This window comes from Rathayibacter sp. VKM Ac-2804, assembly GCF_009866655.1.
In the GTDB taxonomy this organism is placed as follows: Bacteria; Actinomycetota; Actinomycetes; order Actinomycetales; family Microbacteriaceae; genus Rathayibacter.
Map to the genome: position 1 here is coordinate 900,230 of NZ_CP047420.1, position 13,198 is coordinate 913,427.

The following is a 13,198-nucleotide window of genomic DNA, read 5'->3' on the forward strand; positions in this document are numbered from 1 at the left end:
CCTTCGTCGTTCCTCCGGGGTTCGCCGGACCGGCCGCCCCTCAGCCGCGAGAACGTAGGCTTGCCGGGTGAATCGAACCGTCCGGATCGCGGGCCCGGCGCTCCTGCTCGTGGTCGCCGCCCTCGTCGCGCTCCTGGCGGCGCTCGCGTTCGGCGGCGGCTCGGCCGCACCGCTCCTGAACGACCCGGGACCCGTCGTCCGCTTCGGCCTCCCGGTCGCCAAGCTCGCCGTCAACCTCGGCGCCGCCGGCATGATCGGCGCCCTCGTCCTCACGCTCTTCGCGCTGAGCCCCCGCGCGGTCGCCGCGCGGAAGGGCGCCCCCGCCGACGCGGAGCCGCGCACCGAGTACACGATCGCCCTCGACGTGGCCGCCGCGAGCGCCGCGTTCTTCGCCGCCGCCTCCGCGCTGACCGGCTTCTTCACCTTCCTCAACGTCACCCAGACGCCGCTGAGCTTCGACCGCGACTTCGGCACCAAGCTCAGCTACTTCATCGGCAGCATCCCGGTCGGCCAGGCCTGGCTGATCACCACGCTCCTCGCCGCCGTCGTCACGGTGCTCTGCTTCGCGGTGCGCAATCAGACCGCGCTCGTCTTCGTGACCGCGATCGCGCTGCTGACACTGCTGCCGATGGCGCAGCAGGGCCACGCGGCCGGAGCGAGCGGCCACGACGCCGCCGTCACCGCCCTCGGCCTGCACCTGGTCTTCGCCGCGATCTGGCTCGGCGGGCTGGTCACGATCGTCGTGCTGCGCCCGCTGCTCGGCGGCGCGCGCCTGCTGCCCGTGATCGGGCGCTACTCGAGCCTCGCGCTCGTCAGCTTCATCGTGGTCGCCGCCTCGGGCTACATCAGCGCCGAGCTGCGGCTGGCGACCCTCGGCAACCTGCTCACCGGCTACGGCGTGCTCGTGCTGGTCAAGGTCGCGGCGCTGACCGCCCTCGGCGTCTTCGGGCTCGTCCAGCGCCGGTTCCTCATCGCGCGGATGCGCAGCGCCGGCGGAGCGGGCGGGCGCAGCTTCTGGTGGCTGGTCGCCGCCGAGGTCGCCTTTATGGGCGTCGCCTCCGGCGTCGCCGCCGCCCTCGCCCGCACCGCGACGCCGGTCGACCAGGTCGCCGCGACCGAGCTGACGAACCCGACCCCCGCGGAGCTGCTCACCGGCGAGCCGCTGCCGCCCGCACCGTCCGCGCTCAACTTCCTCACCCTCTGGAACGTCGACCTGGTCTGGCTGCTGGTCTGCGGCTTCGGCATCGCCTTCTACGTCGCCGGCGTCGTGCGCCTGCACCGCCGCGGCGACCGCTGGCCCGTGCACCGCACCGTGCTCTGGATCGCAGGCATGCTGCTGCTGGCCTACATCACCAACGGCGGTGTCAACGCCTACGAGAAGTACCTGTTCAGCGCGCACATGCTCGCGCACATGGTCCTGACGATGGCGGTGCCGGTGCTGCTCGTGCCGGCCGCTCCAGTGACGCTGATCGCGCGCGCCACCGCGAGGCGCACCGACGGCTCCCGCGGCGGCCGCGAGTGGGTCCTGCTCGCCGTGCACTCGCGCTTCGCCACCGCGATCTCGCACCCGATCGTCGCCGCGCTGCTCTTCGTCGGCTCGCTCTGGGGCTTCTACTACTCGCCGCTGTTCCGCTGGGCGACGACCGACCACATCGGCCACGAGTGGATGATCGTGCACTTCCTGATCACGGGCTACCTCTTCGTGAGCGTCCTGATCGGCGTCGACCCGAGCGTGCACCGCGTGCCGTACCCGATGCGCCTGCTGCTGCTGCTGGGCACGATGGCGTTCCACGCCTTCTTCGGTCTCGCCCTGATGACGGGCGAGGGCCTCCTGCTCGCCGACTGGTACGGCGCGATGGGCTGGGGCACGAACGCCCTCGTCGATCAGCAGGCGGCCGGCGGCATCGCCTGGAGCATCGGCGAGATCCCCACGCTCGCGCTCGCGATCATCGTCGCGGTGATGTGGAGCCGGTCGGACGCGCGCGACTCCAAGCGGCTCGACCGCCAGGCCGACCGCACCGGCGAGGCCGAGCTCTCGGCGTACAACGACCGCCTCGCGGCGCTGCAGAAGCGCGGCTGATCCGAGCCGTTCCCGTCCGGCCGGACGTCCTGCGACAGCCCGGAGCGGGCTCCGCCGGCGCTTCCTAGGCTGACCGCTGCCGCACGACCTCGCCCGCTCCCCGCGGGCTCGAGGCGGCGCGCTGCGAGAAGGGGAACGCATGATCGAGGCACGAGGCCTGACCAAGAAGTACGGGGCGAAGACCGCCGTCGACGGGATCGACTTCACCGTCGAGCCCGGGAGGGTCACCGGATTCCTGGGGCCGAACGGCGCCGGCAAGTCGACGACGATGCGGATGATCGTCGGTCTCGACCGGCCGTCCGCCGGCTCGGTCACGGTGAACGGCCGCCCCTACCGCGAGCACGAGGCGCCGCTCGCCGAGGTCGGCGCCCTGCTCGACGCGAAGGCGACTCACCGGGGCCGCTCGCTCCGCGACCACCTGCGCGTGATCGCCGCGACGCACCGCATCCCGCGCTCCCGGGTGGAGGAGGTCATCGAGGTCGTCGGCCTCGGCAGCGTCGCCCGCAAGCGCGTCGGCGGCTTCTCGCTCGGCATGGGGCAGCGCGTGGGCATCGCGACCGCGCTCCTCGGCGACCCGCGGACCCTCCTGCTCGACGAGCCGGTCAACGGCCTCGACCCGGAGGGGGTCCGCTGGGTCCGCGACTTCGTCCGGGCGAAGGCGGCGGAGGGCTGCTGCGTGCTGCTCTCCTCGCACCTGATGAGCGAGATGGCGCAGACCGCCGACCACATCATCGTCCTCGGCCGGGGCCGGATCCTCGCGGACGCACCCCTCGCCGACTTCCTCGCCGAGGCGCGGCCGCGCGTGCGCGTCGAGAGCCCGGACTCGGTGCGCTTCGCCGAGCTCCTCGCCGTCCGCGGCGCGGCGGTCGCCGTCGTCGCCGGCGGGATCGAGGTCGAGGGCCTCGGGGCCCCGGTGATCGGCGCCCTCGCCGCCGAGTCGGGGGTCGTCCTGCACGCCCTCACCGCGCTGACGCGCTCGCTCGAGGAGGCGTACGTCGCGATGACCGCCGACTCCGTCGAGTACCACGCCGCCCAGCCCGCCGGATCCCAGCCCGCCGGATCCCAGCCCCTCGAAGGAGCCTCCCGATGACCGCCACCGCCCCGGGCACCGCCCGTGCCGACACCGCGCCCGTCCGGCTCCGCCTGGACGGCGTCGTCCTCTCCGAGCTGCTCAAGCTCGTCACCGTCCGCTCGACCTGGTGGTCGATCGTCGTCTCCGCCGCGCTCGCGCTCGCGCTGGCGCTGGCGCTCGGCGCCGTCGCCTCCCCGGAGCCGGGGGTCTCCGCGTCCACGCTCGCGGCCGGCGGCTCGACGATCCAGCTGCAGTTCGTCGGTCTGGTCATCGCCGTCCTCGGCGCGCTGTCGCTCGGCGGCGAGTACTCCACCGGGATGATCCGCTCGACCTACACCGCCGTGCCGCGCCGGATCCCGTCGCTCCTCGCCCGCGGAGTCGTCGTGGCCGTCGCCTCCTTCCTGGTGGGCGTGCTCACCTGCGTCGGCTCGTTCGCGGTGATCGCACCGCTGCTCACGGCGAAGGGCGCGCAGGTGTCGCTGCTCGACGACGGGGTGATCGGGAGCCTGCTGGGCGGGGCCTTCTCGCTGGCCGTCATCGGCGCCTTCGCGGTCGGGGTGGCGGCGCTGCTGCGCAGCACTGCCGCCGCCATCGGCGTCTCGGTCGGCGTGCTCTTCGTTCTGCCGCTGCTCGCGACCATCGCGGGCGGGCTGCTGCAGGCGCCGTGGATCGCCGACGTCAGCCCCTACCTGCTCTCGAACCTCGGGCTGGCGCTGTCGAGCGTCCCGAGCGAGGGCTCCGGCGTGGAGTCGATCAGCACGACGTCCGCCGTGCTCGCCTGCGGCGTCTGGCTCCTCGCCGTCTGGGTCCCGGCGCTGCTGGTCACCCGCGTCCGCGACGTCTGACCGCCCGGGTCGGCCGGGTGCGGCGGTCGGCTGGGTACAGTGGAGCGGTGACCCAGCCGACCCTCTCCGACGAGCAGCAGCGGGTGTTCGACCTCATCGAGAACACCCGCGAGCACCTCTTCGTCACGGGCCGCGCCGGCACCGGCAAGTCGACCCTGCTCAACCACCTGAGCTGGAACACCGACAAGCAGATCGTCATCTGCGCGCCGACCGGGGTCGCCGCCCTCAACGTCGGCGGGCAGACGATCCACTCGCTCTTCCGGCTCCCGATCGGCGTCATCGCCGACTCGGACCTCGATCAGCCGCCCGAGCTGCGCAAGCTCCTCAACACCATCGACACCCTCGTCATCGACGAGATCTCGATGGTCAACGCGGACCTCCTCGACGGCATCGACCGCAGCCTCCGCCAGGCCCGGCAGCGCCGGTCCGAGCCGTTCGGCGGCGTCCAGGTCGTCCTCTTCGGCGACCCGTTCCAGCTCGCCCCCGTGCCGGGCGACCCGGAGGAGCGCGCCTACTTCGCCGACCGCTACCGCTCGCTCTGGTTCTTCGACGCGCTGGTCTGGCAGGAGGCGCCGCTGCGGATCATCGAGCTCGGGAGGATCCACCGGCAGAGCGACGAGCGCTTCAAGTGGATGCTCAACGCGGTGCGCTTCGGGATGGTGACCAAGGAGATCGCCGACGTCCTGAACGCCGCCGGCGCGCGCACTCCGCCCGGGAACGACGCGATCACCCTGGCGACCCGCAACGACACCGTCAACCGGATCAACCAGACCGCCCTGGCGCGGCTCAAGGGCCCGGTGAAGACGGCCTCGGCTGAGATCAGCGGCGACTTCGGCGGTCGCGCCTACCCCGCCGATCAGAACCTCGAGCTCAAGATCGGCGCGCACGTGATGTTCCTGCGCAACGACGCCGAGCAGCGCTGGGTCAACGGCACGATCGGCCGCGTGACCAAGGTCGCCGGCACGGTCTGGGTCGAGGTGGACGGCGAGGTGCACGAGGTCGAGCCCGCCACCTGGGAGCGCTACCGCTACTCCTACTCCGCCGCGACCAAGAAGCTGACCCGCGAGATCGTGGCCGAGTTCGCGCAGTTCCCGCTCCGCCTGGCCTGGGCGGTCACGATCCACAAGTCGCAGGGCAAGACCTACGACGCCGCGGTGGTCGACCTCGGCTCGCGGGCGTTCGCACCCGGTCAGACCTACGTCGCGCTCAGCCGCATCACCAGCCTCGAGGGGCTCTACCTCACCCGTCCGCTGCGGCCGAGTGACATCATCGTCGACAAGGACGTGCTGCGCTTCATGTCCGAGCGCCGCGCCGAGCCGGCCGCGGTCGCCGAGGCCGGGACCGCCTCCGCCTGAGCCGTCGGGCGGACCCTCCGCGGTCCGTCAGGCCGCGGCGCGGGAGCGGGCGAGGTCGCGGAAGAGCTCGGTCGTCAGCCGGTAGGCCTCGGCCACCTCGGCGATCACGCGGTCGCGCTCGTCGTCGTCCCAGCCGGCGGCGTCGAGCTGCTCGCGGTAGACCGCTCGGAACGCGGACGGCGTCGCGATCTCGCCGTAGAGGTAGAAGCCCACGCCGTTCGTCTCGAAGCCGAAGCGCCGCTGCAGCAGAGCGCGCACGATCGCGCAGCCGGAGAGGTCGCCGAGGTAGCGCGTGTAGTGGTGCGCGACGAAGCCGCCGCTCCAGCCGCTCGCGACGGTGCGGATCCGCTCGACGTAGGCCGCCGTCGAGGGGAGCGGGCTGATCCGCGAGCGCCAGTCCTCGCCGACCAGGAAGCGCAGGTCCTCCGCGATCGCCGGCATGCGGGTGAGCTTGGCCGAGATGAACGGGGCGGCGACCGGGTCGCCCGCCATCTCCTCGGCCACGGCCTCGAGCGCCTCGTAGACGAAGTAGTGCTGCGCGATCATCGCGACGTAGTCGTCGCGGCTGCCGGACCCCGTCATCAGCGCCGTCATGAAGGCCGAGACCTCGTCGTCGGCGCCGGACTGGCCCAGGCGCGCGCGGAGGGCCTGCGAGAACGGAACGACGTTCGAGACCTTCGGCACGGCGGCCTCCTTCGGGCGTCTTAGGCTGCCCTTACCTTAGCCTGCGGGCACCGCCGTGGCCAGGACCGGTCTCAGTGCGAGTGCCCGCCGTCGGTGACCGTCGTCATCATGCCGCCCATGTCGTGCGAGCCCTCCGAGGACGCCGACAGCGCCGGCGTCGCGAGGGCGGAGACGAGCAGCGCGCCGGCGAAGAGGCCGAGGACCGCGCGCGGCGCTGACACGGGCGGCTCGGCGGTGCGCCGCGAGCGCAGGGTCGCCGCGACGACCGCGGCGGCGACGAGCTGCAGGGCGCCGGCCGCGAGGGCGGGCAGCGGATCGCGGAGCAGACCGGCGGCGATCGCCAGGACGAATCCCGCGACGGTCGTGCCGGTGACGGCGAGCGCGATCCGCGGGACGACGATCCAACCACGGGCGAGGACGACGACACCCCAGATCAGCTCGGCGACGCCGAGGGCGGCGATCGGCAGGGCCGCCGCATCGAGCTGTCCGGCGGCGAGCGAGAGGTGCACGAGACCGGCGCCGAGTCCTGCGAAGGCGGCGTTGCCGCGGGCGACGGTGCTCATCCCGGTCTCCGATCGTGGTGCATGCCTCGGGCGCGGCCCGAGAGAAGGGAAGAGGCCCCGGATCGACACACCGCATCGTGTCGTCCGGGGCCGTTCGGTCCGTCCGCCGCGGAAAACGGCGGGCCCACGGCGGACGGAGTGCAGGGGGAGCGGACGGATCCGCTCCGGGTCAGGCGGTCGCGGTGCGCGCCCGGGCGCCCTTGTCGGCGGTGAGCCCGACTCCGAGGAGGACGAGCGCGCTGGCGAGGTGCAGGAAGTGGTCGGCCGTGTTCAGCGCGAGCACATTGAGCGCGGTGTCGACCAGGAAGAAGCCCACGACGCCGAGGGCGAGGTAGACCGCGCCGACGGTGGTGTTCACGGTCTTGGCCGCCGACGTGGTGGAGAGGCCCGCGATGAGCAGTGCCCCGCCGATCAGCAGGTGAGCGATGTTGTGCAGCGGATTGACCTCGAAGATCCCGAGGAGCAGTCCGCCCTCGGTGGCGAGGAACTGGACGCCGCCCGTGACGACGAAGCCGAGCAGTCCGACGACGACGTACACCGCGCCGAAGAGCGTGGCGAGCAGTCGATTCGGTGATGTGCGCATGGTCCCTGATCTCCCTTCGAGCAGCGTCTCTTCGCCGCTTGCCTTCTCTTCGTAGCAGCCGCTCAGACGGTTTGGAAAAGGGGTGGCCGGATCCGGGAGGACGTGGTTGCGAGGGTCACGGTCGGGACACGAAAGCCGTCCAGCGCGCCTCCCGCCGCGTCCTCCGCCGGATCGCGCCCGTACAGTGGGGGCGTTCCAGCACACGTCTTCGGGGGGAGTCGAACGGCATGATCGGTGGCCGCAGGTCGATCCGGGTCGGAGCTCTCGTCGTGCCCGCCCTGCTCCTCGCCCTCACCGGCTGCACCGGCGGCACCAGCTCCGTCGTCCCCGACGCACCGCCCGGTCCCGTGCCCGACGATCTGGCGATCGCCCTGTCCGGCTTCCTCGTCGAGGCGCAGAGCGTCGCGGGTGCCTCCGGCGTGGTCGCCGGGGTCTGGTCGCCCTGGGCCGGCGGCTGGGAGACGGCGATCGGCACGATCGGCGACGAGGCGAACACCCCGGTGACCACCGACGCGCACGTGCGGCTCGGCACCGGCGGCACCGAGGCGATGACCTGCGACGTCGTCGTCGCGCTCGCCGAGAAGGGCACCCTCGATCTCGACGCCGACGTCGGCGGCGCTCTCACCTCGCTGCCCGGGATCGAGGGGATGACCCTCCGCCAGCTCTGCTCGCACACCTCCGGGCTCGCCGACTTCCGCTCCATCCTCTGGCCGACCGTCGTGCAGAACCCCGCTCGCGAGTGGCCCACGCTGGAGCTGATCTCGGCCGCGCAGGTGAGCGCGCCGATCGCCGAGCCGGGGACCGCCTGGTCCGAGTCCTCGACCGGCCCGCTCCTCGCCGGTGTCGTGGCCTCCCAGGCGACGGGCCTCAGCATGCAGTCGCTCTACGACGAGTACGTCGTGCCGCGCTACGGACTGGGCAGCACCCGGCTCCCCGGCGACTCCGAGCTCGAGCTCCCCGCCCCGGCGATGCTCGGCTTCTCCGCGGCCCTCGATCCGCGCTCCGGAGCCGTCCAGTGCGAGGTCCGCCGCGACCTGTCCGCCGCGTCGCCCTCCTCGCTCGGCGCGGCCGGTGGCGCCGTCACCGACCTCGAGGACCTGCGCCGCCTCGCGCAGGGTCTCGCGACCGAGCCCGCGGGCGACGCGATGTGGGCCGATCCCGTGCCGCAGGGTCAGGGGCGCGCGGAGTGGCTCCTCGCCGGCCTCGGCGGCCACCAGGCCGGTCCGCTCCGCGGCTTCTCCGGTATCGCGCCCGGCTTCCTCACCGCCGCCTACTCCGACCCCGAGTCGGGACTGACGGTCGCGGTCGCGTTCAACAGCTCGACGGCGGGCGAGGGCTTCGTCGCCACGACCGCGCGCGCCCTCGCGGCGATCGCGGTCGAGCAGGGCGCGGCGACCGGCGCCGCGGGCCTGCCGCAGCTGCCGTGGACGGCGGACGGCGAGCGCGGTGCGGTCCAGGGCGCGCAGCCCCGCTGCTGAGCGGTCCTACCCTGGACCCATGCCCATCACTCCCGATACCAAGGACTGGACCTGGGTGCTCGAGCGCCCCTGCCTCGAGTGCGGCTTCGACGCCTCGCTCGTCGAGTCCGATGCCGTCCCCGCGCTGATCCGCCAGAACGCCGCCGCCTGGCCCTACGTCCTCGAGCGCGAGGACGCCGCGGGGCGCCCCGACGACGAGACCTGGTCGCCGCTGGAGTACGCCGCGCACGTGCGCGACGTGCACCGGATCTACCGGATGCGCCTCGGGCTGATGCTCGAGGGCGACGACCCGCTCTTCCCCAACTGGGACCAGGACGTGGCGGCGACCGAGGAGCGCTACGACCAGCAGGATCCGGCCGTCGTCGGCCGCGAGCTCGTCGAGGAGGCGGGCCGCATCAGCGACGTCTTCGAGGGCGTCACCGGCCGGCAGTGGCAGCGCCCGGGGCGGCGCAGCGACGGCGCCTCCTTCACGGTCGAGACGATCGCGAAGTACTACCTGCACGACGTGCAGCACCACCTGCACGACGTCGAGGGCTGACGCCGCGCGGAGCCGGGGCCGGCGTCAGCAGTCGATGAGCTGCGGGTTGAGGAACGAGAGCGTCCGCGCGTAGGCGAGCGCCGCGGCGGCCGGGCTCACCGACTCCCGCAGGGTGGCATTGGCGAAGTGCCGCTCCGTGTCCGGGTAGGTGTGCGCGGTGACGGGGGTGCCCGCCTCCTTCAGGCGGCCGACGAACGACTCCGGGTCGTCGCCCTCGGGCCACTCGTCGCTCTGCGCGTAGTGCAGCAGGGTCGGGCAGGGGACGAGCACGTGCTCCTCCCGGCCGAGAGTGGCGTAGTAGGCCACGACCGCGTCGACGAGACCGGTCGCGGCGACCAGCAGCGCCAGCCGACCGCCGAAGCCGAAGCCGACGATGGCCGAGCGCGCGGCACCGGCCGCGGATCCGGTGCGCACCGCGTCGGCGACGGAGGCGAGTGCGCGGTCCTGCGCGGCCATCGCGGCGAGGTCGCGCGCGTCCTCCGGGGCGAGCGTGGCCCAGCCGTCGTAGAGGTCGGGGACGAGCACGTGGTACCCGTGCTTCGAGACGGCCTCGGCGAACGGCTCGAGCCAGGGCAGCCGGCCGAAGACGTCGTGCAGGATCACCACGACCGGGCGGCCGGGGTGCCCGTACTCGAGGGCGATGCCCGGAGACGGGATCTGGACGAGCTCGCTCACCCCTCCACCCTGCACCGTCGGGCGGGCGGATCCGCGTGTTCGCACCGATCCGCCCGGCGTGTCGCAGCGCCGGCTCACCTCTGGACGGTGAAGCCCTGCTCCGCGCCGTACTCCTCGAGCTCGGCCTCCCAGTCGAGCAGCCCGTCCTGGAGGGTCGTCCCGTCGGTGTAGGCGGTGCCGACGGAGTCGTTGAAGACCCCCGCGGCGTAGACCTGGTAGGGCAGGAACCGGACGTCGTCGGGGGCGTTCTCCGACGCGGTCGCGTACTCCCGGTTGACGGCCTGCCCGCCGAAGTACTCGTTCGGCTCGTCGAGGAACCCGGGGGCCTCGGTCGCGGCGCGGTGGGCGGGCCAGAGCCCGGAGTCGCGGAGGACGTCGACGCCCTCGCCCGCGGTGGCGAAGGTCAGGAAGTCGACGGCGAGCTCCTTGCTGTCGCTGCTCTCCAGCACCGAGAAGCCGCCGCCGCCGTGCTCCGCCGCCACGCTCTCGCCCGGCTCCCACTGCGGCAGCTGCGCCACGCGCCACTCGCCGGCGGAGTCGGGGGCGCTCTGCGCCAGCGCGGAGGCCATCCAGCTGCCGGCCGGCAGCGTCGCGATCCGGTCCGCCGCGAGCATCCTCCGCCACTCGTCGCTCCAGTCCGCGACCGGCGCGAGCAGACCGCCGTCGAGGAGCCGCTGCCAGTTCTCCGCGTACCGAGCGGTGCCGGGGTCGGCGAGATCGATCGCGACCTCGGAGCCGCTCCCCGAGAACGGCCGGCCGCCCGCCTGCTGGATCAGACTCGTGGCCAGGCCGGCGTTGCCGACGTCGTTGAGGATGTGCACCTCCGGATCCGCCGCGTGCAGCTGCTCCGCCGCGCTGACGTACTCCGTCCAGGTGGTGGGCACCGCCACGCCGAGCCGCTCGAAGAGGGCTCGGTTGTAGAACAGCACCATCGGCCCGGACGCCCACGGCAGCCCGTAGACCGTGCCGTCGAGCTGCGACGCCGCCCACGGACCGGGCGCGAACTCGTCGGACAGCGCGTCGGCCCCGAGCGGCCCGAGGTCGGCCAGAGCACCGGACAGGGCGAACTGGGGGAGCGCGGTGGCGTCGAGGAAGGCGACGTCGGGGCTGCCCGATCCGGCCGCGATCACGTTCTGCAGCGCGGTGTACTGCTCGTCCCCGGTGCCGACGTCGACCACCTCGATCTCGACCCCGGGATGCTCCTCCTCGTAGAGCTCCGCGACCTCCGGCAGCTGGTCGTCCCAGCTCCAGACCAGCAGGGAGTCGTCCCGGGGTGCCGCTGCGCCGGCGCAGCCGCCGAGGGTGACGGCGAGCGCGGCGGCGGCCAGCGCTGCCACGGGGCGAGAGGGGCTCCGGTGGGTCATCGTCGTCCTTCACTCGATCGGGATGCCGTCCCGGAAGGGGGAGGCCGTCGTCGATCCTACGAGAAGGTCGGCGAAGATGGTTGCCTTACCATTCCCTCATGTCTGCCGATGACGTGCACGACCCGATTCCCCCGCCCGACTTCCTCGAGGAGCTCCTGGACGAGCTGCGGCGGAAGAGGAGCCACTATGGGGACATGACCGACGTTCCGCGCCGCCCCTCGCTGGCCGACGTGGCGCGCCTCGCGGGCGTCGCGCCCGTCACCGCCTCCCGGGTCGCGAACGGGCAGACCAACGTCGTGCCGGCGACGCGGCAGGTCGTGCTGGAGGCGATGCGCACCCTCGGCTATCGGCCCAACAGCGCCGCGCGCGCCCTGAAGAGCGGTTCGTTCCGCACCCTCGGGGTCGCCGTCTTCAGCCTGGACACCCTGGGCATGATGCGGACCGTGGACTCGATCGCCTCCGCGGCGGCGGAGGCGGGCTACGCGATCACGCTCGTCCCGGTCTCCGCACCCAGCCAGACCGGGCTCAACGGCGCCTTCACTCGGTTCGGCGAGCTGGCGGTGGACGGCCTCATCGTCGTCGTGGAGACGTACCTGCGCGACACGGCGCAGCTGACCCTCCCCGAGATCCCGCGCGTGCTCGTCAACGCGGCCGCCGGTGCCCAGGGGCCCGTGGTCGACGCCGATCAGGCGGGCGGCGTCCGGGCCGCGGTCGAGCACCTCCTCGGGCTCGGGCACCGCACGGTGCACCACATCGCCGGCCCCCGCGGCTCCTTCGCGGCCGAGCGCCGCGAGACGGCGTGGCGGGAGGCGCTCCTCGCGGCGGGTGCGCCCGTGCCGCCCACGCGCTACAGCAACTGGCGCTCCGACGGCGGGTACCTGCAGGGCGCCGCCCTGGCCGAGAGCGGCGACTGCACCGCGGTGCTCGTCTCCAGCGACGAGGCCGCTCTGGGCGTCTACCGGGCGTTCGCGGAGCACGGTCTGCGGATCCCCGAGGACGTCAGCGTGGTGGGCTTCAACGACATCCCGGAGGCGCAGGACTTCTCGCCGCCGCTGACGACGATCCGGCAGGACTACCGCGCGGTCGGCGCGAAGTGCGTCGAGCTGCTGCTGGAGCAGCTCGCGAACGGGGTGAGCGACGAGCCCGTCGTCGAGCTGGTGCCGACCTCGCTGATCGTGCGGGCGAGCACCGCGCCGCCCGCGACGCGCTAGGCCGCCGCCGTGCACGGTCTCCTCCGCGTCGTCGCGGAACTGGAGCGGACCTGGCCCGACAACAGGGCGGTGAACCTCGTCTTCCACGGTCACAGCGTGCCGTCGGGCTACTCCGCGACGCCCCTGGTCGACCGGCGCGCGTCCTACCCGCACGTCGTCGCCGGCCGGCTCGCCGAGCGCCACCCGCACGCGGTGATCAACGCGATCGTCACTGCGATCGGCGGCGAGCACTCGGAGTCGGGTGAGCGCCGGACGACGGAGGTCCTCGGCCATCGCCCGGACGTCGTGCTGATCGACTACGCCCTGAACGACCGGGCGATCGGGCTCGACCGGGCCCGCCGCGCCTGGGCGTCGATGATCGACGCCGTGCTCGGGGCCGGCGTCGTCCCCGTGCTGATCACGCCCTCGCCGGACCTGGCCGCCGACCTGGCCGATCCCGACGACGAGCTGGTCCGGCACGCCGAGCAGATCCGCGGGCTCGCCGAACGCGACGGCGTGCTGCTGGCGGACCCGCTCCGGGTCTTCCGCGCGCTGCAGGAGCGCGGCGAGTCCCTGGCGGAGCTGATGGCGCAGGGGAACCACCCGAACGGGCGCGGCCACGAGGTCATCGCGGCGGAGATCCTCGCGCTGTTCGCGCAGGCCCGGCAGCGGGGGAGTCGGAGCGAGTGACGGGAATCGAACCCGCGCCATCTGCTTGGGAAGCAGAAGTTCTACCATTGAACTACACTCGCGCGGCGCCGCTCAGGCGCA

Annotated in this window: 13 protein-coding genes and 1 tRNA gene; 8 read left to right on the forward strand and 6 right to left on the reverse strand. The window is 73.2% G+C overall.

The annotated features are described in order from the left end of the window. Nucleotides 1-67 precede the first annotated feature (67 nt). The 4 genes from GTU73_RS04135 to GTU73_RS04150 all read left to right on the forward strand — a co-directional run bounded on the left by GTU73_RS04135 (nt 68) and on the right by GTU73_RS04150 (nt 5,352). Nucleotides 68-2,080 carry a cytochrome c oxidase assembly protein gene (locus GTU73_RS04135; protein WP_208543735.1) on the forward strand — a complete coding sequence of 671 codons (2,013 nt, stop codon included), beginning with the start codon at nt 68-70 and terminating at the stop codon, nt 2,078-2,080. 139 nt (nt 2,081-2,219) lie between these two features. Next, nucleotides 2,220-3,170 (forward strand): ABC transporter ATP-binding protein, encoded by a 951-nt coding sequence (locus GTU73_RS04140; RefSeq protein WP_160087249.1) that lies wholly within the window; start codon nt 2,220-2,222, stop codon nt 3,168-3,170. Further along, a complete protein-coding gene (locus GTU73_RS04145; RefSeq protein WP_160087251.1) occupies nt 3,167-3,997 on the forward strand; it encodes a hypothetical protein in 831 nt (276 codons plus the stop codon). The genes GTU73_RS04140 and GTU73_RS04145 overlap by 4 nt, the downstream gene beginning before the upstream one ends. Before the next feature lie 47 nt (nt 3,998-4,044). Continuing rightward, nucleotides 4,045-5,352, forward strand: a complete 1,308-nt coding sequence (locus GTU73_RS04150; protein WP_160087253.1) for a DEAD/DEAH box helicase — start codon at nt 4,045-4,047, stop codon at nt 5,350-5,352. A 27-nt stretch (nt 5,353-5,379) separates the two neighbouring features. Here the strand turns inward: GTU73_RS04150 and GTU73_RS04155 are convergent, their stop codons facing one another. From GTU73_RS04155 to GTU73_RS04165, 3 genes are all read right to left on the reverse strand, one after another. Then, nucleotides 5,380-6,036, reverse strand: coding sequence for a biliverdin-producing heme oxygenase (locus GTU73_RS04155; protein WP_160087255.1), 657 nt, complete (start codon nt 6,034-6,036; stop codon nt 5,380-5,382). Between the two features lie 71 nt (nt 6,037-6,107). Next, complete coding sequence (locus tag GTU73_RS04160; protein WP_160087257.1) at nt 6,108-6,599, reverse strand: hypothetical protein; 492 nt, start codon at nt 6,597-6,599, stop codon at nt 6,108-6,110. 169 nt (nt 6,600-6,768) lie between these two features. Then, nucleotides 6,769-7,182, reverse strand: coding sequence for a DUF4383 domain-containing protein (locus GTU73_RS04165; RefSeq protein WP_160087259.1), 414 nt, complete (start codon nt 7,180-7,182; stop codon nt 6,769-6,771). Between the two features lie 269 nt (nt 7,183-7,451). Here GTU73_RS04165 and GTU73_RS04170 point away from each other — a divergent pair, with 269 nt between their 5' ends. Both GTU73_RS04170 and GTU73_RS04175 read left to right on the forward strand, forming a co-directional pair. Next, nucleotides 7,452-8,660 (forward strand): serine hydrolase domain-containing protein, encoded by a 1,209-nt coding sequence (locus tag GTU73_RS04170; protein ID WP_160087261.1) that lies wholly within the window; start codon nt 7,452-7,454, stop codon nt 8,658-8,660. A gap of 19 nt (nt 8,661-8,679) precedes the next feature. Next, nucleotides 8,680-9,198, forward strand: a complete 519-nt coding sequence (locus GTU73_RS04175) for a DinB family protein (protein ID WP_160087263.1) — start codon at nt 8,680-8,682, stop codon at nt 9,196-9,198. Nucleotides 9,199-9,222: 24 nt separating this feature from the next. On the opposite strand, the gene GTU73_RS04180 is transcribed toward GTU73_RS04175, so the two are convergent. Both GTU73_RS04180 and GTU73_RS04185 read right to left on the reverse strand, forming a co-directional pair. Further along, nucleotides 9,223-9,873 carry a dienelactone hydrolase family protein gene (locus tag GTU73_RS04180; RefSeq protein WP_160087265.1) on the reverse strand — a complete coding sequence of 217 codons (651 nt, stop codon included), beginning with the start codon at nt 9,871-9,873 and terminating at the stop codon, nt 9,223-9,225. A 74-nt stretch (nt 9,874-9,947) separates the two neighbouring features. Next, the gene (locus GTU73_RS04185; protein ID WP_160087267.1) at nt 9,948-11,237 is read right to left on the reverse strand and encodes a sugar ABC transporter substrate-binding protein; all 1,290 of its coding nucleotides are present in this window, start codon (nt 11,235-11,237) and stop codon (nt 9,948-9,950) included. A gap of 194 nt (nt 11,238-11,431) precedes the next feature. On the opposite strand from GTU73_RS04185, the gene GTU73_RS04190 reads away from it, so the two are divergent. Both GTU73_RS04190 and GTU73_RS04195 read left to right on the forward strand, forming a co-directional pair. Further along, complete coding sequence (locus GTU73_RS04190; protein WP_160087269.1) at nt 11,432-12,448, forward strand: LacI family DNA-binding transcriptional regulator; 1,017 nt, start codon at nt 11,432-11,434, stop codon at nt 12,446-12,448. Between the two features lie 9 nt (nt 12,449-12,457). Further along, complete coding sequence (locus tag GTU73_RS04195; protein ID WP_160087271.1) at nt 12,458-13,117, forward strand: SGNH/GDSL hydrolase family protein; 660 nt, start codon at nt 12,458-12,460, stop codon at nt 13,115-13,117. Here the strand turns inward: GTU73_RS04195 and GTU73_RS04200 are convergent. Beyond that, nucleotides 13,109-13,179, reverse strand: a tRNA-Gly gene (locus GTU73_RS04200). The genes GTU73_RS04195 and GTU73_RS04200 overlap by 9 nt on opposite strands. Nucleotides 13,180-13,198: the final 19 nt, after the last annotated feature.

What these genes read in the sequence shown, in the direction of transcription:
- GTU73_RS04185 (WP_160087267.1), bottom strand. Translation starts at nt 11,237, where the DNA reads ATGACCCACCGGAGCCCCTCTCGCCCCGTGGCAGCGCTGGCCGCCGCC.
- GTU73_RS04140 (WP_160087249.1), top strand. Translation starts at nt 2,220, where the DNA reads ATGATCGAGGCACGAGGCCTGACCAAGAAGTACGGGGCGAAGACCGCC.
- GTU73_RS04190 (WP_160087269.1), top strand. Translation starts at nt 11,432, where the DNA reads ATGACCGACGTTCCGCGCCGCCCCTCGCTGGCCGACGTGGCGCGCCTC.
- GTU73_RS04160 (WP_160087257.1), bottom strand. Translation starts at nt 6,599, where the DNA reads ATGAGCACCGTCGCCCGCGGCAACGCCGCCTTCGCAGGACTCGGCGCC.
- GTU73_RS04145 (WP_160087251.1), top strand. Translation starts at nt 3,167, where the DNA reads ATGACCGCCACCGCCCCGGGCACCGCCCGTGCCGACACCGCGCCCGTC.
- GTU73_RS04165 (WP_160087259.1), bottom strand. Translation starts at nt 7,182, where the DNA reads ATGCGCACATCACCGAATCGACTGCTCGCCACGCTCTTCGGCGCGGTG.
- GTU73_RS04175 (WP_160087263.1), top strand. Translation starts at nt 8,680, where the DNA reads ATGCCCATCACTCCCGATACCAAGGACTGGACCTGGGTGCTCGAGCGC.